Raw genomic sequence first — 20,219 nt, 5'->3', positions numbered from 1 at the left:
TATGAGGCCGTCGCCCGAGGTTGGACGAGCGCCGAATCGGCCAAGCGCTCATGAAGATGGACTGTGCTGACACGCAGGGGTTCTATTTTATTTTCCGATCATGTGAAAAAGCCACTTGGCAGCCATCGTGACCCAAAAAGGGGCAATATTGGCCGTTACTGGCCGGATTGAACCGTTTTGGCCTGTGTGACGCGATCCACCAGATACACCAGCCCGTGGTAGTCGATTCCGCCATGGTTGGACAGCCCGATCTCGCATGTCCGGCTGGTCGAAATGCCCTCATTGCAATGTTGCACGGCGTCCTTGAGGTTGCGCAGCGCGTGCGCATTCAGCTCGGGTGTCGTGAAGCCTTTGTCGCCTGCAAAGCCGCAGCAATGAATGCCCTCGGGCACCACCACGTTCAGGCTGCACAGCCGGGCGAGTTCGATCAGCGCCTGGCTTTCGCCCAGGTGCTGCGTGCTGCAGGTGACGTGAACCGCGATGGACTCCTGCTGTGGCGTGAACTCCAGTTTGTCCAGCAAATGGGTACGGATGAAGCGCACCGGATCATAGAGGTCCAGTCTCGTGTCCTTGTGGTCCTGAATCAGGCGCAGGGTACATGGGCTGGTGTCGCAGTAGATCGGGTCGAGGCCGCCGCGGCTGGCTTCAAGCAAAGCGCTCAGCAATTCATTGCGTTTGCCGTCGGCCTGCTCGTTGTAGCCTTTGGAGGCAAAGGGCTGGCCGCAGCACAAGCTGTCCTGGTTCGCCGGGAACACGACTTGGTAGCCGGCCTTCTCCAGCAGGCCACGGGTCTTGTCCAGCAACGAGGTCTGCTCGCGATCACTGACCGCAGGCCCCATGGCTCGGGAGACACAGGCGGCCAGATACACCACGCGCGGTCGCGGGTCGTCGACAGGAGTGCCGACCCGAATGCTGCGCTCGGGCTGAGGCATGGCCGGTATCCATTGCGGTATGCGGCCCGCGCTTGCTTTGCTCAAACCGGCCGAGAGTTTCGCCAGACGAGGCGCGCCGAGCATCATCCGTGCGCCGTTGGCCGCGTGCAGCGTAAAGCGCGCGCCCTGCAAGGCGGTCTTGAAATTGTTCGCCAGCCAGGTGGCGGCTTTTTGATGGGTGGCCTGCTGGCTGCGCAGCTTTTTCACCAGCTCGCCAGTGTTGATGTTGACCGGGCAGCGCTGGGCGCACAGCCCGGTTGCCGCGCAGGTATCGATGCCCTGGTAGCGGTAGTCGCGTTCCAGCTGCGTGGTGTCGGTGCCGTTGCGTTTTTTGGCCTGGATGTCGCGCCAGATGACGATGCGTTGCCGAGGGCTGAGCGTCAGGCCGCGAGACGGACAGACCGGCTCGCAGAAGCCGCATTCGATGCATTTGTCGACGATCTCATCGGCGGCGGGCAGTGGTTTCAGATGCTTGAGATGGATCTTCGGATCGGTGCTGAGCACTACGTCCGGGTTGAGAATGCCTTGCGGGTCCAGCAGACGCTTGAGCTTCCACATCAGCTGATAAGCGTCAGAACCCCATTCCTTCTCGACAAAGGGCGCCATGTTGCGTCCGGTGCCATGCTCAGCCTTGAGCGATCCACCGAACTCGACCGCGACCAGTTCGGCAACGTCGTCCATGAACGCTTGATAGCGCGCGACTTCTTCCGGGTTGTTGAAGCCTTGGGTGAAGACGAAATGCAGATTGCCCTCCAGCGCGTGGCCGAACAGGATCGCTTCGTCATACCGGTGCTTGTCGAACAGTGCGATCAGCCGCCGTACGCCAGCGGCGAGTTGTTCCACCGGGAAGGTGACGTCCTCGATGATGACCGTGGTGCCGGTCTGGCGAACAGCGCCTACAGCCGGGAAGGTGTCTTTGCGGATCGCCCAGAGCCGTGCGTTTTCCCGCGCGTCTTCGGTGAAGTCGACCTGCTTTTCCACCGGGAACGACGACAGCGAAGCGTTAATTTGCGCCAGTTGCTCATGCAGCAACGGACGACTGGCGGCGCGAGCTTCTATCAACAGCGCGCAAGCGCTCTGCGACAGCTCGCGAACAAATGCGGGCATGCCGGGTTTGTCCTGTACCGAGCGCATGCTGCGCCGATCAAGCAGTTCGACGGCCGCGACCGGCTGGTTTTTGAGAACCGTCACGGCGTTACAACAGGTTTCGACGTCCGGGAAGACGATGAACACCGACGCCTTGTGTGGGTGGTCGGGCACTGTGTCGTAGGTCACGGCGCTGATGAACCCCAGAGTCCCTTCGGAGCCGACCAGAAGGTGGCTGAGGATATCCAGCGGCTCGTCGAAATCCACCAGGGCGTTGAGTGACAAGCCGGTGGTGTTTTTCAGACGGTATTTGTGGCGTATTTTGGCCGCCAGTTCGGCATTGGCCCGCGTCTCCCGGCCCAGTTGGGCAAGCTGTTCCAGCAGATCTGCGTGGCTGGCGCGAAAGGCGGCGACGCTCGCTGCGTCTTCGGTATCCAGGCGCGTGCCGTCGGCCAATACCAGGCGAATTCCTGCCAGCGTGTAATAGGTGTTCTGCGCGGTACCGCAGCACATGCCGCTGGCGTTATTGGCCACGATGCCGCCGATCTTGCACGCGTTGATCGACGCCGGGTCCGGCCCGATCTTGCGGCCGAACGGCGCCAGCCATGCATTGGCCTGGGCACCGATGACACCGGGTTGCAGGCGAATCTGCGCGCCTTGCCCGCGAATTTCACGCCCGTTCCAGTTGTCGCCGAGCACCAGCAACACCGAATCGCTGATCGCCTGGCCGGACAGGCTGGTTCCCGCCGCGCGGAAGGTGACCGGCACCTGCTCGGCCTGTGCCAGCTTGAGCAGGGCGACGACCTCGTCTTCGGATTCCACGCGTATGACCAGCTCGGGGATCAGCCGATAAAAGCTCGCGTCCGTACCGAATGCCAGCGTCGAAAGCGGATCGTCGAAGCGGCGCTTTTCCGGGATCAGACGCGACACTTCTTGCAGAAATGCGGCAGGCAGACTCATGCGTCCTCCACAATCAGCATGATCAGGTCCTTGGGGCCGTGAGCACCGTAGGCCAGCACCTGCTCGATGTCGGCGGTCTTCGACGGACCGGAAATGAGCAGCGCATTGGTTGGCATGTTGGTCGACCAGTTCTGGCCGAGTTGCGCTTCGTAGAGGTTGTCGTAGATTTCACTGGCCTTCAGCAGGGCGAAATGCACAGGCGGAACCAGGCTCATCAGCCGCGGCTCCTCGCGCGTCGGCCAGACGATCAGGCTGCCGGTGGCCGCGATGGCGCCGCGCGTCGTGGTGAAACTTGCGGGGGTGTCATCGAACAGCTCCGTTTTCCATTCCTCAATGGGGCGGTCGTAGTGTTTGAGCGTCGGCAGTTCGGGATGCAACGACCAGTGTTCGCGGACCCGCTGACCATGCGCCGTGCCCGGTGCGATCAGCAGGCTTGGCAACTGACGATCGCGAGCCAGCTCGGCCAGACGGCGCGGCCAGTCCTGTTCGGTGCATAAATGGATTTCGGTGTGGACCGCTTCCATCAATGTGCGCAGCCGCGTGACTCGGTCCGACACGGCGTAGCGCCACGGCTGGGTCACCAGCGTTTCGTTGAAGTCGTCCTGAATCGGCGTGGTGCCGGCAAGGCTGTTGCGCAGTTTGGCGAGGATGTTTTGTCTGGCGCTCATCATTTCTCTCCAGACCGCTTGGTCAGATGCTCGCGAGCCATTTCATGCAGTGAGCGCGCGGCAGGCTTCGGTGCGCTGTGGTTCTCGGTCCACTGCCCGATCTTGCCTGGCGTCAGGCCGCGCAGACGCGTAGCCATCAGCGCAAAAGCGCGATACAGCGCGGGCGAAGTGTTGAGCTTGGACCAGGCATTCCACATCAGCCGCTCCTTGCGTGAGTACTTGCTGCCCTGATCACGCATGACCCGGTCTGGCGCGTCGGGTGCTTTCACATTCTCTTCGCGTAGACGGCGCAACAATGCCGGGATCGGAATTTTCACCGGACAGACTTCGCCACACGCGCCGCACAACGATGAGGCGCTGGGGTGATCGGGCACCTTCGCCAGGCCGGCCATGTGCGGTGTGATGATCTTGCCGATGGGGCCGGGGTAGACCTCGCCATAGGTGTGCCCGCCCACGCGGGTATAGACCGGGCAATGGTTCATGCACGCGCCGCAGCGGATACAGTTGAGGGTCTGGCGCAACTCGCTGTCGGCAAATGCCTGGCTGCGGCCGTTGTCCAGCAGCACCAGATGCACTTCTTCCGGGCCGTCCAATTCATGGGCTTTGCGTGGCCCGGAGATCATGTTGACGTAGGTGGTGATCGGAATGCCCAGCGCCGAGCGGGTCAGCAGCGAAAGCAGCGGCACCGTGTCACGCAGGTTTTCGACCACTTTCTCGATGCCAGTGACCGCAATATGAACGGGCGGCACGCTGGTCACCATGCGTCCGTTGCCTTCGTTCTCTACCAGCAGCAGCGTGCCGGTTTCGGCGATGGCGAAGTTGACCCCGGAGACGCCGATGTCGGCTTCGAAGAACTTCTGCCGCAGTACGCGGCGGCCGATCTGAATCAGTTGGTCGACGTCGGTGGTGTACTCCACGCCGAGTTTGTCGTGGAACAGCTTGCCGACCTGTCCGGCGTTCTTGTGGATGGCGGGCATGATGATGTGCGACGGCTTTTCATGATCCATCTGCACGATGTACTCGCCCATGTCCGCTTCCAGACACTCGACGCCGCGCTCGCCAAGGAAGTCGTTCATCTCCATTTCTTCACTGACCATCGACTTGCCCTTGATCACCTGTCTGGCTTCATGGGCTTCGACGATGGACAGCACAATGGCGTTGGCTTCTTCGACCGTTTCGGCCCAATGCACTTTCACGCCGTTGCGGATCAGATTGCGTTCCAGCTGCTCAAGCAAGTCGGGCAGCTTCGACAGGGCGCGGGCACGGATCGCGTTGCCGAATTCGCGCAGGTCCTCGCGCTCCTCCGGGTCGCTGAAAGCGGCAGCGCGCTTGGTCATCAGCGAGTCCATCGCTCTGCGGAAGTTGCCCCGCAGTTGCGCATCACCCAAGGCTTTATGAGCCCGCGCGCGGAAATCCGGTGCTTCGATTTCAACGGTTGGAATCCGGGTTTGCATGTTCATCGCTGACCTCCGGTTCGTTGCCACAAGAAACTCGCCAGATGCTGGCCGCGGATTGATTCACGCTGCTTCTCCAGCGCGCCGTTGATGTTCATCAGGCAGCCGCAGTCAGCAGTAAGGATCTGGTCGGCACCGGTTTCCTTCAGGGCTCGGGTCTTGTCGGCAACCATCGCGCCGGAAATGTCCGGCATGCGTACGCTGAAGGTCCCGCCGAAGCCGCAGCATTCGCTCTCGTGATCGTGGTCGACACGCTCTACGTTGCTCAACTGGGCGAGCAGCTCGCGAGCATGCAGGTGAGTGTTCATTTCTCGCCGTGCCGAACACGACGTGTGCAATGCGATGCGAGTTGGCTGGCCGTGATCGGCGAGCCGGGTTTTGCAGACTAGTAACAGAAATTCCGTGAGCTCGTAGGTGCGCTCGGCGAGCTTGCGCACTTTCTCCAGCATCTCGGGCTCGTCCTTGAACAGATCCGCGTAGTGTTCGCGAAACATCCCGGCGCACGAGCCGGACGGCACGACAACGGGATAGTCATTGGCAAACAGCGCCAATTGAGCGCGAGCGACATCGCGTGCCTGCTCGGTGTAGCCGGACGTGTAGGCCGGTTGGCCGCAGCAGCTCTGGCCTTGGGGGTATTCGACCTCGATGCCTTCACGTTCCAGCAAATGAATGGCATCCATGCCCGCTTCGGGGAAGAACAGGTCCACCACGCACGTGCCGAACAGATAGACGCGTTGCGGTTTCTGCGCCGGATACTGGCGGGGCGCACGACGCGGCGGTGCGACGCGGGTGGCGTTGGGAGCGGCGTTGGCGCCAGCGTTATAGAAAAGCTCACTCATCAGGTGTTTCTCCGGGTTGGCCCGGTTATCCGCCAGGCACGTCAGGCGGTGTGAATGGCTGACGTCGGCTACGCGCCGACGTCAGGGTGGCACGTTATTCGTGAATCAATGCACCAGCATGCCGGTGAACCAGTACGCCTGGGCGTAGGTGATGCAGCCGACGATGGTGGCGAAGAACAGGCTGTGTTTCAGGGTGAAGCGGAACAGATCCGACTCCTTGCCCACCAGGCCCGTCGCCGCACACGCGACAGCGATGGACTGCGGCGAAATCATCTTGCCGGTCACGCCGCCGCTGGAATTGGCCGCGACCATCAGGATGTCGCTGACGCCGATCTGATGCGCCGTAGTCGCCTGCAACGAACCGAACAGCGCGTTGGCCGAAGTATCGGAACCGGTCAGGAACACGCCGAGCCAGCCCAGGAAGGGCGAGAAGAACGGGAATGCCGCTCCGGTCCCGGCCAATACCAGTGCCAGGGTCGAGGACATACCGGAGAAGTTCATGACGAACGCAAACGCCAGCACCATACCAATGGAAATGATCGCCCAGCGCAGCTCGATCAGCGTCTCTTTGAAAGTAGTCAGACCAATCTTCGGCGCGATGCGCAGTACCAGCATTGCCAGAATTGCCGAAAACAGGATCGCAGTCCCGGAGGCGGCAATCAGGTCGAACTTGTAGACGGCAGGCATGGCCGTGACCTTGGCGACGATGGGCGCGCCCTTCAGCACCAGTTGATCCAGATACGGCACGGGAATGTTGAACGTCCACGCCTGCATCGCGCCGCCCGGAAGGAACAGGGCCTTGAACGGCTTCAGCGTCCAGACCGTGACCATGGCGGTGAGGATCAGGAAGGGTGACCAGGCCATGATGATCTGGCCCAGGCTATAGGGCGATTTGGTCGAGCCGCGAGACGATTGATTGAAACCGCCTGGCCCGCCCATCATCGCTGCCGAACCACCGCTGACGATCACGGTGTCGGACGCACGCTGCGGCTGCCAGACCTTCAGGAACAGGGTCAGCGAGACGATGCTCACCAGTGCTGAGGTGATGTCGGGCAGTTCCGGGCCGATAAAGTTTGAGGTCAGGAATTGAGTGATCGCGAAGGTTGTCCCGGCGATCAGCGCTGCCGGCCAGGTTTCCTTGACGCCGCGAACGCCGTCCATCATGAACATCAGCCAGAACGGTACGAAGATCGACAGGAACGGCAGCTGCCGGCCGGCCATCGCGCCGATCTTGAATGCATCGAGCCCGGACACCTGGCCGGCGACGATGATCGGGATCCCCAGCGCGCCGAATGCCACGGGCGCGGTGTTGGCGATCAGGCACAGGCCGGCTGCGTAGAGCGGATTGAGTCCAAGCCCGACCAGCAGCGCGGCGGTAATGGCAACAGGCGCACCGAACCCGGCGGCGCCTTCCAGAAACGCCCCGAAACAGAAGCCGATCAGGAGCACCTGCAAACGCTGGTCATCAGTGATGGATGTCACCGAGCTGCGGATGATTTCGAACTGGCCGCTTTTAACGGTGAGTTTGTAGAGAAACACCGCGGCGACGATGATCCATGCGATGGGCCACAGACCGTAGGCAAAGCCGTAAACGGCTGAAGCCAGTGCCATGTCGGTGGGCATTCCGAAAGCGAAGATCGCCACCAGAATCGACAGCGCCAGTGTGATGCTGCCTGCAATGTGCCCCTTGAGCCTGAAGACTGCCAGAGCCAGAAAGAAAAAAACGATGGGGATGAGCGCAGCGGCGGCGGAAAAGCCGAGGCTGCCCAGAGGTGTATAGAGTTGTTGCCAAGTCTGCATGTAGGTGGCCCCTAATTGTTGTTGGTTAGGCCCGGTGTTCTGTGTAGGCGCGGCTTCGAGTCGACATGCCGTGTCACGGGTGTCTGATCGATACTGACGACGAAATCGCACAGCTCACCAGCTCAAGCCGCTCTTTATCGAGCGGTCTTGCAGCGTGATGGAAGACTTCCCCAAACGCTGGCATTGGCTAATTGGTAATACCAATTTACAATGTCTGTCGGCTAGGTTAGAGGCCCTGCTATTGATGTGTCAATTTGTAAGGCCCAGACTTTCGTCGGGCATGATTTCTGGCGGGCAAATTTCGGACGCCAAGCGTCGGTGTCGGATCGAGCGCGAACAGCCAGAGTCTGCGGCCCGGCAGCGAAACGGCGATGTGGAGTGTAAGAATGAGTTTTGATCAGGTGCGTCAGCGCCGTTTGTCTGACGATATCGTCGAGCAGCTCGAACGGATGATTCTTGAAGGCACGCTCAAGTCGGGCGGGCGCTTGCCTGCGGAACGGGTCCTGGCCGAACAGTTCGGCGTTTCCCGACCTTCGCTGCGCGAAGCGATCCAGAAGCTGACCGCCAAAGGGTTGTTGATAAGTCGCCAGGGCGGCGGCAATTACGTGGTGGAGAACATTGGTTCGACGTTCAGCGATCCGTTGTTGCACCTGTTGGACAGCAGCCCCGACTCGCAACGCGATCTGCTGGAGTTCCGCCATACGCTGGAGGCTTCCTGCGCCTATTACGCCGCAATGAGGGCGACTGAAGCCGACCGCCGGCGACTGAGCACCGCGTTCGAAGCGCTTCTGGATTGTTATGGCCGCGCGGACGAGGTAAGCCGAGCGGAGGAGGGCGCGGCGGACGCGAGTTTTCATCTGGCGATCGCCGAAGCCAGCCATAACGCCGTGCTGCTGCATACCATCCGCGGGCTATTCGATCTGCTCAAGCGCAACGTCGTGATCAACATTGGCGGAATGTACAAACAACGTACCGAGACCCGCGACATGCTGATTCAGCAGCATCGCGAGCTGTATCTGGCAATCATCGAAGGGCGGGCGGAAGATGCGCGGGATATCTCCAGCCGCCATATCACTTACGTGCAGGAAGTGCTGGAAGAAGTCAGGCAGCAGGTACAGCGCACCGCCAGAGCAGAGCGGCGCAGCAAGATGTAAGAGCAATTGTCTTCATGGAGCGTGTGTCATCAATCGCCAGCAAGCTGGCTCCCACAGAACTGTTCAAAACAGTTGCTGCCACCCACAACGCCGGCGGCTTGCGCTGAGTATGTGGGAGGGAGCTTGCTCGCGACTACAGTCTGCTTGCCCCTGCATCTTTACCTGGCTGACCGCCGTCGCCAGCAAGCTGGCTCCCACAGGACTGCGTAAGACAGTTGCTGCCACCCACAAGGCCTGCGGCTTGCGCTGAGTATGTGGGAGGGAGCTTGCTCGCGACTGCAGTCTGCCTGCCCTGCATCTTTACCTGACTGACCGCCGTCGCCAGCAAGCTGCCTCCCACGGAACTGCTCAAGACAGTTGCTGGCTCCGCAGGATTTTCGGCGTACTTCAAACCTGTGGGAGCCAGCTTGCTGGCGATGGCGCATTCACGGACATCAACGGCCGTGGCTGGCTTACATGGAGCGACAAAAGATCCCGCGAGAGCGGATTAGTCTTCCTTGCCCTTGGTGCGTACGGCACGCTGCAGCTCACGATCCGAATCGCGTTCGCGTTCGGTGTGGCGCTTGTCGTATTCCTTCTTGCCTTTACCCAAAGCAATTTCGCACTTGATCAAGTGCTGCTTCCAGTAAAGGGAAAGGGCGACGCAGGCGTAGCCTTTCTGCTGGACCGAGGTCGTAAGCCTTTCGAGCTCGCGCTGGTTCAGCAACAGTTTGCGGGTGCGTGTCGGGTCAGCGATGACGTGAGTGCTGGCAGTCTTGAGCGGGGTGATATGGCTACCCATCAGCCACGCCTCGCCGTCCTTGAGCAGCACATAACTGTCGACCAGCTGTACCTTGTTGGCACGCAGGCTTTTTACTTCCCAGCCAGACAGGACCAGACCGGCCTCGAACTTGTGTTCGATGAAGTAATCGTGACGCGCCTTCTTGTTTTGCGCGATGGTCCCTGTGGGGTGTTTCTTGAGCTTAGCCATAGGGGCCGCATTATAGGGAGTTGCATCAATGTCGGCTACGGGAAAGCGCGAGCTTGAGCGCGATGAGTGAATCCCGGACAATGCGCGCTCTTTTTTTGGCGGGCGTTTCTACGATGTCGACGGACAAGGTCTCGGTCCACGGTGGCTGGGCAAGCCGCTGGGTATTCATTCTCGCTGCCACCGGTTCGGCCGTAGGGCTGGGAAGTATCTGGAAATTTCCTTACATGGTCGGCGTTTATGGCGGCGGCGCTTTCGTGCTGGTGTTTCTGGCCTGTATCGCGCTGATCGGCATTCCGGTGATGATCGCGGAAACCCTGATCGGTCGCCGCTCGCGTCTGAGCCCCGCCAATGCCCTCAAGACTCTCGCGGTGGAAGCCGGACAATCGGCACGCTGGTCGTGGGGCGCGTTCGCCGGAATGATCACGGCGCTGCTTATCCTGTCTTTCTATAGCGTCGTGGGCGGGTGGTCGCTGGATTACATTATCAACATGGGGCGTGGTGATTTTCAGGGCGTCACGCCGGACCAGGTGGGCGCGTATTTCGGCAACGTCATTGCCAACCCCTGGCGGCTGACGCTGTGGCACACCATCTTCATGCTTCTGTCGGCGGTGGTCATCGCCAAAGGTGTCGAGGCCGGGCTTGAGCGCAGCCTGCGGATCATGATGCCGCTGTTGTTCCTGTTGATGGTCATCCTGCTGGGATACAGCCTGACCACCGGCCACTTCATGGAAGGCGTGCATTTCATGTTCGACTTCAGCCCGGAAAAGCTGCTCGACGGGCTGCTGCCTGCCATGGGCCATGCCTTTTTCTCGCTGAGCGTTGGCGTGGGCTCGATCATGATCTACGGCGCGTATATGACCAAAGGCTCGTCGATCAGTACCACGGTGGTGGGTATCGCACTGCTCGACACCTTCGTCTCGCTGCTCGCGGGTCTGGCATTGTTTCCGATTGTTTTTGCAGCAGGCCTGAACCCGAGCGAAGGGCCGGGGCTGATGTTCGTCACCTTGCCGTTCGCGTTCGGTAACGTAGCGTTCGGTCAACTGATGGGCGTGGTGTTTTTCGTGCTGGTGGCCGTCGCCGCATGGAGTTCGGCGATTTCGCTGCTTGAGCCCATGGTCGCTTATCTGGTCGAAAGGTCCGGAATCCGGCGTGCCTGGGTCACGTTCTGGCTGGCATTCACCTGCTGGTTCGTAGGGCTTGGCACTGTGTTTTCGTTCAACATCTGGCAGAGGGCCAAGTTTTTCGTGAACGATGAAGCCGGATTCCACCTCTATCAATGGGGCGCGGCAAATGGCCTGGACTTCTTTGGAGTCATCGATTTCTTCACTTCGCGGATCATGTTGCCGCTGGGTGGACTGTGTTTTGTGGTATTCGCTGGTTGGGTGATGGGGCGTGAGGCGGTGCGGGACGAGTTGTCCATTCGCAGCCCGCTGCTCTTCAATCTGACGTTCTTTTTGATGCGCTATGTGGCGCCGTTCGGCATTCTTGTGGTGTTTGCCGCTCAGCTTTGGAAATGACGCTCAAATGACTACGCATATTCAACGCTCGGCTCTTTTGCCGTACCCGGCCAGGTTTCTGTATGACCTGGTCAACGACGTGGCTCGCTATCCCGAGTTTCTGCCATGGTGTTCCTCGGCAACGGTGCTGGAATCCAGTGATACGCACATGCGAGCCGGGCTCGAAATCGCCAAGGGCGGTCTCAGCCAGAAATTCGTGACCAGCAACACGCTGGTGCCGGGTGAGTCCATCATCATGGATCTGGTCGAAGGGCCGTTCGAGCAACTCCACGGTGTGTGGACGTTCAAGCCACTGGGCGAGAAGGCCTGCAAGATCAGCCTGGATCTGTCGTTCGACTACGCCGGCCCGATCGTAAGGGCGACGCTGGGCCCGTTGTTCAATCAGGCGGCCAATACCCTTGTCGACGCATTCTGTCAGCGGGCGAAAGAGCTGCATGCCTGAGGCGAGCATTGAGGTTGAAGTGGTCTATGCGGCCGTCGACCGACAAGTGCTGTTGCCCTTGAAAGTGCCGTTCGGCTCATCAGTGCATCATGCGCTTCTTATGTCTGGCATGGATCGGCAGTTCCCTGAGCTGGATCTGACGCAATGCCCTGTAGGAATATTCGGCAAAGTGGTGAGCGACCCGGTGTCTCGGATTCTGGAAGCCGGTGAGCGGATCGAAATATACCGTCCGTTACTCGCTGATCCGAAGGAAGTGCGCCGCTTGCGAGCGGAAAGGGCGCGGTTGAATCGGCGGCCCTGAGACCTTTGACGCACTTGCCCTTGACCGGCACGACAGCAAACAGCAGACAACAAAAAGCCCGGCGAGCCGGGCTTTTTGTTGAGCGCGATAATCAGCGTGGATCGATTTCCAGCGGTTCCTGAGTCGGTACCGGTGTGGTCTCGATACTGTCGACGTCCTTCTGGATGCGATCCAGCAGGGAGCCCGGCTTGGCGGGTTCTTCGGCTGGCTGCTGATTCTCTGCCGGGGTGGTGGTGTCGCTGCCCTTGCCCAGAATCGCTTCGTCACGGCTCACGCCTGGCATGAAGTCGCCGGACAGGCTGACGAGCTGGTCGCTCTCATTGAAAATGAGGCTCACGCGCTCTTGCTGGCGTTCACCGCCACCTGGCTGGAGGCTGTACAGATAGTCCCAGCGATCAGTATGGAAAGTATCGGTGAGCAACGGGTTGCCCATGATAAACCGTACTTGCCGCCGGGTCATTCCGGGGCGCAACTGGTCTATCATGTCCTGTGTCACGACATTTCCCTGCTGGATGTCGATTTTGTAAACCCCGGGGAATGAACAACCGGCGAGTGCGAGCAGTCCCACGAAGGTGAAACTGGTTAGCAAGAGCTTGGTGTTTTGCATCGGTGGGCGACTTCCACTATCTTGGCTGGGACAACGTAAACCCCGATCATACCTGCATTAAGAGAAGCTGCGAAGCAGCGTCTGCGAGAAAGCTGACCATGGTTGAAAATAGCGAACTACGTAAAGCAGGACTAAAAGTGACCCTTCCGCGGGTCAAGATTCTTCAAATGCTCGATTCTGCCGAGCAGCGCCACATGAGTGCCGAAGACGTTTACAAGGCACTGATGGAGGCTAGTGAAGATGTCGGTCTGGCCACGGTCTACCGTGTTCTGACTCAGTTTGAAGCCGCCGGACTGGTGGTTCGCCACAATTTCGACGGTGGTCATGCTGTGTTCGAGCTGGCTGACGGCGGCCACCACGATCACATGGTCAATGTGGAATCTGGCGAAGTCATCGAGTTTTTCGACGAAGAGATCGAAAAGCTGCAAAAGGCTATCGTCGAGAGGCATGGTTTCGACCTGGTTGATCATAACCTGGTGCTCTACGTCCGCAACAAGAAGGCGTGAGCCAATGAAAAAGGCGACCTGAGGGTCGCCTTTTTGTATTCACAGAACCATTCAGTTCCTGGCTGTAACGACCATTTTCTTGGCGTGCGCCAAGGACTCTTTTGTCAGATCGATGCCGCCCAGCATGCGGGCGACTTCCTCGATGCGCTCTGTCTTGCCAAGTTTCGATACGGCGGTTCGAGTCGCATCGTTGCCTCTTACCTTATGCACGAACAGATGCTGGTGCCCTTGGGCCGCAACCTGCGGCAAGTGCGTAACGGTCATCACCTGACCGCGTTCACCCAGGCGCCGCAACAGCTGGCCGACAATCTCTGCGGTGGGCCCGCCAATCCCCACGTCCACTTCGTCGAACACCAGCGTGGGAACGCGTGAGGTTTGCGCAGTGATCACCTGGATCGCCAGACTGATCCGCGACAGCTCGCCACCGGATGCCACTTTCGCCAGCGCCTTGAGAGGCTGGCCCGGGTTCGCGCTGACCAGCAGCTCGACCTGTTCAAGCCCGTGCGGCATCAGATCCGTACCGCTATTGGGCTTCAGTTCGATCTGGAAGCGTCCGCCCGGCATGCCAAGGCGGTGGATTTCCTGCTCGACGGCGCTGGCCAGCTTGACCGAAGCGGCCTGACGAATATCGCTCAGCTCTCGGGCCTTTTCCTGATAGTGACGGGCGAACGCGTTCACTTCATTTTCGAGACGCTCGATGGACTCATCGTTGGCGTTCAGTGTTTCGATCTCATCCAGAATCTTCTGCTGCAACGTCGCAACTTCGGTGGGCTGGATGCGGTGTTTGCGCGCCAGTGTATAGATAGTGTCCAGCCGCTCTTCGAGCTGCTGCAGACGAGCCGGGTCTGCATCGAAATGATCGAGGAACCGAGTCAGCTCGCCGACCGCTTCTTCAACCTGAATCTGGGCGCTGGCCAGCAGATTGGTCGCTTCGCTCAGCGCGGTGGGCGAGTTGTTGACGCTGCCGAGCCGATTCAGGCTGGCAGTCAATGCATTGAGTACATTGCCGGAGTCACTTTCGCTGCACTGCTCGACGACCTGCCGACAGATGCCCAGAAGGGTTTCCGCGTTGGTCAGCGTCTTGTGCTCCTGCTCAAGCTGCTCCAGTTCGTTCTCGCCCAGGCTCAGGCTTTCCAGTTCTTCAAGCTGATAGCTCAGCAGCTGGTGCCGGGCACGCTGCTCATCGCCGGAGTTGGACAGACGCTCCAGCTCCTGACGGGTCTGGCGCCAGCGCTGGGCAGCCAGATGCACCTGGCGGGCAAGATCGGTGGCCCCGGCATATTCATCCAGCAAGCGCCGATGGGTATCGGTCTTGAGCAGCGACTGGTGCTCGTGCTGGCTGTGAATATCGATCAGCAGTTCGCCGAGCGCCTTGAGGTCGCCTTGCGGGCAGGGCGTTCCATTGATGTAGGCGCGGGAGCGGCCTTCGGCGGTGATGACCCGACGCAGGATGCACGGGCCGTCGTTATCGAGGTCGCGCTCCTTGAGCCACGTCTGGGCTTCGGGAATATCGACCAGATCGAAGGTGGCCAGAATATCGGCCTTGTCGGCACCTGGCCTCACCACGCCACTGTCGGCGCGATCGCCCAGGGTCAGGCCGAGAGCATCGAGCATGATCGATTTGCCGGCACCGGTTTCGCCAGTGATTACGCTCATGCCTCGATCCAGTTCGAGATCGAGGTGTTCGACGATGGCGTAGTTATGTACGGAAAGGTGGACCAGCATAGAGCGGCTCCCGAGCGATTTGTCTGGTTATTTATACAGTGTTTCGCTCGGCTCTGACAATGCCCTCGCTTAGCTCGATTTGATTGATTGTCAGCGTTTTTTAGCACGCCTTGTATCCCACGCCCCGTTATCGAGTTGTTCGCGCCCATATTTTTTGTAAGGCAATGCGCATATCGACGGGGAAAGCCCTTGAAGCGGCGAATTCCGATCCCATATAGGGGGGCAGAAGCGCGAGTTGGGTTCGCGGACGTTTTGAGAGGAGAGGATTTATGGCTGACGAACAGAATCTGGATGCGCAGAACCAGGACCAGACCGCCGATGCGGTCGGCGGCGAAGATCTGGTTACCCGCGTGCAGGTGCTCGAAGAGCAACTGGCTGCCGCCCAGGATCAGTCTCTGCGGGTTGCCGCGGATTTGCAGAACGTCCGCCGCCGTGCAGAGCAGGATGTAGAAAAGGCCCACAAGTTTGCGCTGGAAAAATTCGCCGGTGACCTGCTGCCGATCATCGACAGCCTGGAGCGCGGCCTGGATCTTTCCAGCCCGGATGACGAAAGCATCCGTCCGATGCGTGAAGGCATCGAGCTGACGCTGAAAATGTTCCAGGACACGCTCAAGCGTTATCAGCTTGAAGCTATCGACCCGCATGGCCAGCCTTTCAGTGCCGAACAGCACCAGGCGATGGCGATGCAGGAAAGCAAGGATGTCGAGCCCAATACGGTACTCAAGGTGTTCCAGAAGGGCTACCAGCTCAATGGTCGTCTGCTGCGCCCGGCCATGGTCGTGGTCAGCAAGGCACCATCGCCTGCTACGCCGTCAATTGACGAGCAGGCTTGAAATCAGCTGTAAGGCCCCCATTTAAAGGCCAAGCGTTTAAGAGCTACCGCAACTTGTAAACGCAGTTGCGGCAACCTAATCAAAGTTTCGGGAGAGTCAAGATGGGCAGAATTATCGGTATCGACCTGGGGACCACCAACTCCTGCGTCTCCATTCTGGAAAACGGCAACGTCAAAGTCATCGAGAATGCCGAAGGCGCTCGTACTACCCCTTCGATCATTGCCTACGCCAATGACGGCGAAATCCTGGTTGGTCAGTCGGCCAAGCGTCAGGCTGTAACTAACCCGCACAACACTCTGTACGCGGTCAAGCGTCTGATCGGCCGTCGTTTCGACGAAGAAGTCGTGCAGAAAGACATTCAGATGGTCCCTTACAAGATCGTCAAGGCTGACAACGGCGACGCATGGGTCGAAGTCAACGGCCAGAAAATGGCTCCGCCACAGATTTCCGCCGAAATCCTGAAGAAGATGAAGAAGACCGCCGAAGACTACCTCGGCGAGGCGGTTACCGAAGCGGTCATTACCGTTCCGGCCTACTTCAACGACAGCCAGCGTCAGGCCACCAAAGACGCCGGTCGCATCGCCGGTCTGGACGTCAAGCGCATCATCAACGAGCCAACTGCAGCTGCGCTGGCTTACGGTATGGACAAGGCCAAGGGCGACCACACTGTCATCGTTTATGACCTGGGTGGCGGTACCTTCGACGTTTCCGTGATCGAAATCGCTGAAGTCGACGGCGAGCACCAGTTCGAAGTGTTGGCCACCAACGGTGACACTTTCCTGGGTGGTGAAGACTTCGACATTCGCCTGATCGACTACCTCGTTGACGAGTTCAAGAAAGAAAGCGGCATGAACCTCAAGGGTGACCCGCTGGCGATGCAGCGCCTGAAAGAAGCCGCTGAAAAAGCCAAGATCGAGCTGTCTTCCAGCATGCAGACCGACGTCAACCTGCCGTACATCACTGCAGACGCTACCGGTCCTAAGCACCTGAACGTGAAGATCTCCCGTTCCAAGCTGGAGTCGCTGGTTGAAGACCTGGTTCAGCGCACCATCGAACCATGCCGTCTGGCACTGAAAGACGCCGGTATCGAAATCGGCTCGATCAACGACGTGATTCTGGTCGGTGGTCAGACTCGTATGCCGCTGGTACAGAAGCTGGTTACCGAGTTCTTCGGCAAAGAAGCTCGCAAAGACGTCAACCCGGACGAAGCTGTTGCAATGGGTGCTGCTATCCAGGGCGCGGTTCTGGCTGGCGACGTGAAAGACGTTCTGCTGCTGGACGTGAGCCCGCTGACTCTGGGTATCGAAACCATGGGCGGCGTGATGACCGCGCTGATCGAGAAAAACACCACGATTCCTACCAAGAAATCCCAGGTTTTCTCGACTGCCGACGACAACCAGAGCGCTGTGACCATTCACGTGCTGCAGGGTGAGCGCAAGCAAGCCGGCCAGAACAAGTCTCTGGGCAAGTTCGACCTGTCCGAGATCCCGCCAGCACCACGTGGCGTTCCTCAGATCGAAGTGACCTTCGACATCGACGCAAACGGCATCCTGCACGTAGGCGCGAAAGACAAGGCAACCGGCAAGCAGCAGTCCATCGTGATCAAGGCCAACTCCGGTCTGTCCGAGGAAGAAATCCAGCAGATGGTTCGCGATGCGGAAGTCAATGCTGAAGAAGACCGCAAGTTTGAAGAGCTGGCCTCTGCCCGTAACCAGGGTGATGCGCTGGTCCACTCGACTCGCAAGATGATCGCTGACGCAGGCGACAAAGTGACTGCGGAAGAGAAGGCCGCTGTTGAAGCCGCTGTTGTTGCTCTTGAAGCAGCAGTCAAGGGCGACGACAAGGCTGCCATCGAAGCCAAGGTTGAGGAGCTGTCCAAGGTTTCCGCGCCAATCGCTCAGAAGATGTACGCCGAGCAGGCCGAGAACCCTGAAGCAGCAGCCAAGCCGGCTGAAGAAGCGAACAAGGCTGACGACGTTGTCGACGCCGAGTTCGAAGAAGTGAAAGACCACAAGTAAGCGCAGGCTTGCTTGTCAGCCGGTTGACCCCTTTCGAGCGGTGGCTGGTAGGATGTCGCCGCGCGGGAGCTTGCTCCCGCGTTGGCGTGTCTGGAACAAGCAAAATTCCGGTGTGCGGGTTCAGGCCCGCAGACCACGTGGCAAGGTTGTCATGCTCCTGCATGACGATTCGTTCTGCCGCTTTCTCGGTCAGGCAGCTGGCCCTTGAATAAAGACCAGGATCGTTGAAACGACGTGAGTTGGGTCCGGGCCTGTATGGGGCTCAACGAGTTTGGCAAGGCTCAGGAGAGCTTTCGCCGGACGTCCTCAAGAGTGCGGAAGAATTATGGCAAAGCGTGATTATTACGAAGTGTTGGGGGTCGAGCGCGGCTCCAGCGAGGCGGAGCTGAAAAAGGCTTACCGCCGTCTGGCGATGAAGCATCACCCCGACCGCAACCCGGATGACAAGGCGTCGGAAGAGCTGTTCAAGGAAGCCAACGAAGCCTACGAAGTGCTTTCCGACGCAAGCAAGCGCGCGGCCTACGACCAGTACGGTCACGCAGGCGTTGACCCAAGCATGGGTGGCGGTGGTTTTGGTGGTGGTGCCGGTGGCGCGAACTTCTCCGATATTTTCGGTGATGTGTTCAGCGACTTCTTTGGCGGCGGCCGCGGGGGCGGCGGTGGTCGTGGCGGCGCACAGCGCGGCAGCGATCTGCGTTACACCCTTGAGCTTAATCTCGAAGAAGCGGTTCGCGGCACGACCGTGAATATCCGCGTTCCGACGCTGGTCAACTGCAAACCGTGCGATGGCAGCGGCGCGAAGAAAGGTTCCTCGCCCGTTACTTGTCCGACCTGTGGCGGTATCGGTCAGGTGCGCATGCAACAGGGCTTCTTCTCTGTTCAGCAGACCTGCCCGCGTTGCCATGGTCAGGGCAAGATCATTTCCGATCCGTGCGATTCCTGCCACGGCGAAGGTCGCGTCGAAGAATACAAGACGCTGTCGGTCAAGGTGCCGCCTGGGGTCGATACCGGTGACCGCATTCGTCTGTCCGGCGAAGGCGAGGCCGGAGCGCAAGGCGGTCCGACGGGAGACCTGTATGTGGTGATCAACGTGCGCGAGCACGCGATCTTCCAGCGCGACGGTAAGCATCTGTTCTGCGAAGTGCCGATCAGCTTCACTGACGCTGCCCTGGGTGGCGAGCTCGAAGTGCCGACTCTGGATGGCCGGGTCAAACTGAAAATCCCGGAAGGTACTCAGACTGGCAAGCAGTTCCGTCTGCGCGGCAAGGGCGTGGCCCCGGTGCGCGGCGGCGGCCCTGGCGACCTTATGTGTCGCGTCGCGGTCGAAACGCCGGTCAACCTCAGCAAGCGTCAACGTGAATTGCTCGAAGAATTCCGTACCTCGCTTGAGAGCGACGAGTCCCACTCTCCAAAAGCCAGCGGCTGGTTCGAGGGTGTGAAGCGTTTCTTTGGCGATTTGTAAGGTTCATCACGGGAGCAGAGCATGCGACGTATTGCTGTAGTAGGCGCCGCTGGGCGCATGGGCAAGACCTTGGTCGAGGCGGTTCAGCAGACGCCTGGCGCCGGGCTGACCGCAGCCATCGACCGGCCGGACAGCACGCTCGTCGGCGCGGATGCTGGCGAGCTGGCTGCTTTGGGGCGGATCGGTGTGCCGCTGTCGGGTGATCTGGCGCGGGTGGCTGAAGAGTTCGACGTGCTGATCGACTTCACCCATCCATCGGTGACGCTGAAGAATCTGGCCTTCTGCCGCAAGGCAGGCAAGGCAATGATCATCGGCACCACCGGCTTCAGTGCCGAAGAGAAACAGCGGCTGGCCGAAGCGGCGAAGGATATTCCTATCGTGTTCGCGGCCAACTTCAGCGTGGGTGTGAACCTGTGTCTGAAGTTGCTGGATACCGCTTCGCGCGTATTGGGCGATGAGGTCGATATCGAGATCATCGAAGCGCACCATCGGCACAAGGTTGATGCGCCTTCGGGCACGGCGTTGCGCATGGGCGAGGTCGTCGCCAATGCGCTGGGTCGCAATCTCGAAGAGGTAGCGGTTTACGGGCGCGAGGGCCAGACCGGCGCGCGTGATCGCCAGACCATCGGCTTCGCCACCGTGCGGGCGGGCGATATCGTCGGCGATCACACCGTGTTGTTCGCGGCGGACGGCGAGCGTGTGGAAATCACTCACAAGGCGTCGAGCCGCATGACGTTCGCCAAGGGCGCAGTGCGTGCCGCGATGTGGCTGGAGGGCAAGGCGCCCGGTCTGTACGACATGCAGGACGTGCTGGAGCTGCGCTGAGAAATGAACCTCGGTCTATGCCATTGGGGTGGGCTGTCGCATTCGACGGTCTTTCGGACTCATTGGTGGTAGACCGAAACTCGTCTTTTCTGTAAGCTACAGCTTTAGTGTGTCCACTAA

Annotated in this window: 17 protein-coding genes; 9 read left to right on the top strand and 8 right to left on the bottom strand. The window is 59.7% G+C overall.

Features of this window, described 5'->3' with window-relative positions; all coding sequences use genetic code 11:
- Positions 1-155: 155 nt before the first annotated feature.
- The 5 genes from J3P77_RS19000 to J3P77_RS18980 form a co-directional block, all read right to left on the bottom strand.
- Positions 156-2,978 (bottom strand): FAD-binding and (Fe-S)-binding domain-containing protein, encoded by a 2,823-nt coding sequence (locus J3P77_RS19000; RefSeq protein ID WP_434678102.1) that lies wholly within the window; start codon positions 2,976-2,978, stop codon positions 156-158.
- Positions 2,975-3,646 (bottom strand): LutC/YkgG family protein, encoded by a 672-nt coding sequence (locus tag J3P77_RS18995; protein ID WP_434678101.1) that lies wholly within the window; start codon positions 3,644-3,646, stop codon positions 2,975-2,977. Before J3P77_RS18995 ends, J3P77_RS19000 begins: the two co-directional genes overlap by 4 nt.
- Positions 3,646-5,106 (bottom strand): LutB/LldF family L-lactate oxidation iron-sulfur protein, encoded by a 1,461-nt coding sequence (locus tag J3P77_RS18990; RefSeq protein WP_434678100.1) that lies wholly within the window; start codon positions 5,104-5,106, stop codon positions 3,646-3,648. The genes J3P77_RS18995 and J3P77_RS18990 overlap by 1 nt, the downstream gene beginning before the upstream one ends.
- Positions 5,103-5,939: a (Fe-S)-binding protein gene (locus J3P77_RS18985; protein ID WP_434678099.1), complete on the bottom strand. Its 837-nt coding sequence runs from the start codon at positions 5,937-5,939 to the stop codon at positions 5,103-5,105. The genes J3P77_RS18990 and J3P77_RS18985 overlap by 4 nt, the downstream gene beginning before the upstream one ends.
- 105 nt (positions 5,940-6,044) lie before the next feature.
- Positions 6,045-7,739 carry a lactate permease LctP family transporter gene (locus J3P77_RS18980; protein WP_434678098.1) on the bottom strand — a complete coding sequence of 565 codons (1,695 nt, stop codon included), beginning with the start codon at positions 7,737-7,739 and terminating at the stop codon, positions 6,045-6,047.
- Between the two features lie 386 nt (positions 7,740-8,125).
- Here J3P77_RS18980 and J3P77_RS18975 point away from each other — a divergent pair, with 386 nt between their 5' ends.
- The gene (locus tag J3P77_RS18975; protein WP_434678097.1) at positions 8,126-8,893 is read left to right on the top strand and encodes a GntR family transcriptional regulator; all 768 of its coding nucleotides are present in this window, start codon (positions 8,126-8,128) and stop codon (positions 8,891-8,893) included.
- A gap of 487 nt (positions 8,894-9,380) precedes the next feature.
- Here the strand turns inward: J3P77_RS18975 and smpB are convergent, their stop codons facing one another.
- Positions 9,381-9,863: an SsrA-binding protein SmpB gene (smpB, locus tag J3P77_RS18970; RefSeq protein ID WP_434678096.1), complete on the bottom strand. Its 483-nt coding sequence runs from the start codon at positions 9,861-9,863 to the stop codon at positions 9,381-9,383.
- A 113-nt stretch (positions 9,864-9,976) separates the two neighbouring features.
- Here smpB and J3P77_RS18965 point away from each other — a divergent pair, with 113 nt between their 5' ends.
- The 3 genes from J3P77_RS18965 to J3P77_RS18955 are packed head-to-tail and all read left to right on the top strand — an operon-like array spanning position 9,977 to position 12,123.
- Entirely contained in the window at positions 9,977-11,380 is a 1,404-nt protein-coding gene (locus tag J3P77_RS18965) for a sodium-dependent transporter (RefSeq protein WP_434678095.1), read from the top strand.
- A gap of 7 nt (positions 11,381-11,387) precedes the next feature.
- Positions 11,388-11,822 (top strand): type II toxin-antitoxin system RatA family toxin, encoded by a 435-nt coding sequence (locus tag J3P77_RS18960; RefSeq protein ID WP_434678094.1) that lies wholly within the window; start codon positions 11,388-11,390, stop codon positions 11,820-11,822.
- Positions 11,815-12,123 (top strand): RnfH family protein, encoded by a 309-nt coding sequence (locus J3P77_RS18955; protein ID WP_434678093.1) that lies wholly within the window; start codon positions 11,815-11,817, stop codon positions 12,121-12,123. Before J3P77_RS18960 ends, J3P77_RS18955 begins: the two co-directional genes overlap by 8 nt.
- A 91-nt stretch (positions 12,124-12,214) precedes the next feature.
- Here the strand turns inward: J3P77_RS18955 and J3P77_RS18950 are convergent, their stop codons facing one another.
- Complete coding sequence (locus tag J3P77_RS18950) at positions 12,215-12,730, bottom strand: outer membrane protein assembly factor BamE (protein ID WP_434678092.1); 516 nt, start codon at positions 12,728-12,730, stop codon at positions 12,215-12,217.
- Positions 12,731-12,828: 98 nt separating this feature from the next.
- Here J3P77_RS18950 and fur point away from each other — a divergent pair, with 98 nt between their 5' ends.
- Positions 12,829-13,236 carry a ferric iron uptake transcriptional regulator gene (gene fur / locus J3P77_RS18945; protein WP_002555142.1) on the top strand — a complete coding sequence of 136 codons (408 nt, stop codon included), beginning with the start codon at positions 12,829-12,831 and terminating at the stop codon, positions 13,234-13,236.
- Positions 13,237-13,287: 51 nt separating this feature from the next.
- Here fur and recN read toward each other — a convergent pair whose 3' ends face one another.
- A complete protein-coding gene (recN, locus tag J3P77_RS18940; RefSeq protein ID WP_434678091.1) occupies positions 13,288-14,961 on the bottom strand; it encodes a DNA repair protein RecN in 1,674 nt (557 codons plus the stop codon).
- 269 nt (positions 14,962-15,230) lie between these two features.
- On the opposite strand from recN, the gene grpE reads away from it, so the two are divergent.
- The 4 genes from grpE to dapB all read left to right on the top strand — a co-directional run bounded on the left by grpE (position 15,231) and on the right by dapB (position 20,099).
- Entirely contained in the window at positions 15,231-15,794 is a 564-nt protein-coding gene (gene grpE, locus J3P77_RS18935) for a nucleotide exchange factor GrpE (RefSeq protein ID WP_434678090.1), read from the top strand.
- Positions 15,795-15,895: 101 nt separating this feature from the next.
- Positions 15,896-17,812, top strand: a complete 1,917-nt coding sequence (dnaK, locus tag J3P77_RS18930) for a molecular chaperone DnaK (protein WP_434678089.1) — start codon at positions 15,896-15,898, stop codon at positions 17,810-17,812.
- Positions 17,813-18,137: 325 nt separating this feature from the next.
- Positions 18,138-19,274: a molecular chaperone DnaJ gene (gene dnaJ / locus J3P77_RS18925; protein WP_434678088.1), complete on the top strand. Its 1,137-nt coding sequence runs from the start codon at positions 18,138-18,140 to the stop codon at positions 19,272-19,274.
- A gap of 21 nt (positions 19,275-19,295) precedes the next feature.
- The gene (gene dapB / locus J3P77_RS18920) at positions 19,296-20,099 is read left to right on the top strand and encodes a 4-hydroxy-tetrahydrodipicolinate reductase (RefSeq protein ID WP_434678087.1); all 804 of its coding nucleotides are present in this window, start codon (positions 19,296-19,298) and stop codon (positions 20,097-20,099) included.
- Positions 20,100-20,219 lie beyond the last annotated feature (120 nt).

The organism is Pseudomonas sp. R1-18, assembly GCF_051132095.1.
GTDB lineage: Bacteria > Pseudomonadota > Gammaproteobacteria > Pseudomonadales > Pseudomonadaceae > Aquipseudomonas.
The sequence above is the reverse complement of the archived record's forward strand: the minus strand, read 5'-3'. Positions and strand labels throughout refer to the sequence as shown.

What these genes read in the sequence shown, in the direction of transcription:
- J3P77_RS18960 (WP_434678094.1), top strand. Translation starts at nt 11,388, where the DNA reads ATGACTACGCATATTCAACGCTCGGCTCTTTTGCCGTACCCGGCCAGG.
- J3P77_RS18990 (WP_434678100.1), bottom strand. Translation starts at nt 5,106, where the DNA reads ATGAACATGCAAACCCGGATTCCAACCGTTGAAATCGAAGCACCGGAT.
- J3P77_RS18965 (WP_434678095.1), top strand. Translation starts at nt 9,977, where the DNA reads ATGTCGACGGACAAGGTCTCGGTCCACGGTGGCTGGGCAAGCCGCTGG.
- J3P77_RS19000 (WP_434678102.1), bottom strand. Translation starts at nt 2,978, where the DNA reads ATGAGTCTGCCTGCCGCATTTCTGCAAGAAGTGTCGCGTCTGATCCCG.
- J3P77_RS18995 (WP_434678101.1), bottom strand. Translation starts at nt 3,646, where the DNA reads ATGAGCGCCAGACAAAACATCCTCGCCAAACTGCGCAACAGCCTTGCC.
- grpE (WP_434678090.1), top strand. Translation starts at nt 15,231, where the DNA reads ATGGCTGACGAACAGAATCTGGATGCGCAGAACCAGGACCAGACCGCC.
- dapB (WP_434678087.1), top strand. Translation starts at nt 19,296, where the DNA reads ATGCGACGTATTGCTGTAGTAGGCGCCGCTGGGCGCATGGGCAAGACC.
- J3P77_RS18980 (WP_434678098.1), bottom strand. Translation starts at nt 7,739, where the DNA reads ATGCAGACTTGGCAACAACTCTATACACCTCTGGGCAGCCTCGGCTTT.
- dnaJ (WP_434678088.1), top strand. Translation starts at nt 18,138, where the DNA reads ATGGCAAAGCGTGATTATTACGAAGTGTTGGGGGTCGAGCGCGGCTCC.
- smpB (WP_434678096.1), bottom strand. Translation starts at nt 9,863, where the DNA reads ATGGCTAAGCTCAAGAAACACCCCACAGGGACCATCGCGCAAAACAAG.
- J3P77_RS18950 (WP_434678092.1), bottom strand. Translation starts at nt 12,730, where the DNA reads ATGCAAAACACCAAGCTCTTGCTAACCAGTTTCACCTTCGTGGGACTG.
- dnaK (WP_434678089.1), top strand. Translation starts at nt 15,896, where the DNA reads ATGGGCAGAATTATCGGTATCGACCTGGGGACCACCAACTCCTGCGTC.
- J3P77_RS18985 (WP_434678099.1), bottom strand. Translation starts at nt 5,939, where the DNA reads ATGAGTGAGCTTTTCTATAACGCTGGCGCCAACGCCGCTCCCAACGCC.
- recN (WP_434678091.1), bottom strand. Translation starts at nt 14,961, where the DNA reads ATGCTGGTCCACCTTTCCGTACATAACTACGCCATCGTCGAACACCTC.
- J3P77_RS18975 (WP_434678097.1), top strand. Translation starts at nt 8,126, where the DNA reads ATGAGTTTTGATCAGGTGCGTCAGCGCCGTTTGTCTGACGATATCGTC.
- J3P77_RS18955 (WP_434678093.1), top strand. Translation starts at nt 11,815, where the DNA reads ATGCCTGAGGCGAGCATTGAGGTTGAAGTGGTCTATGCGGCCGTCGAC.
- fur (WP_002555142.1), top strand. Translation starts at nt 12,829, where the DNA reads ATGGTTGAAAATAGCGAACTACGTAAAGCAGGACTAAAAGTGACCCTT.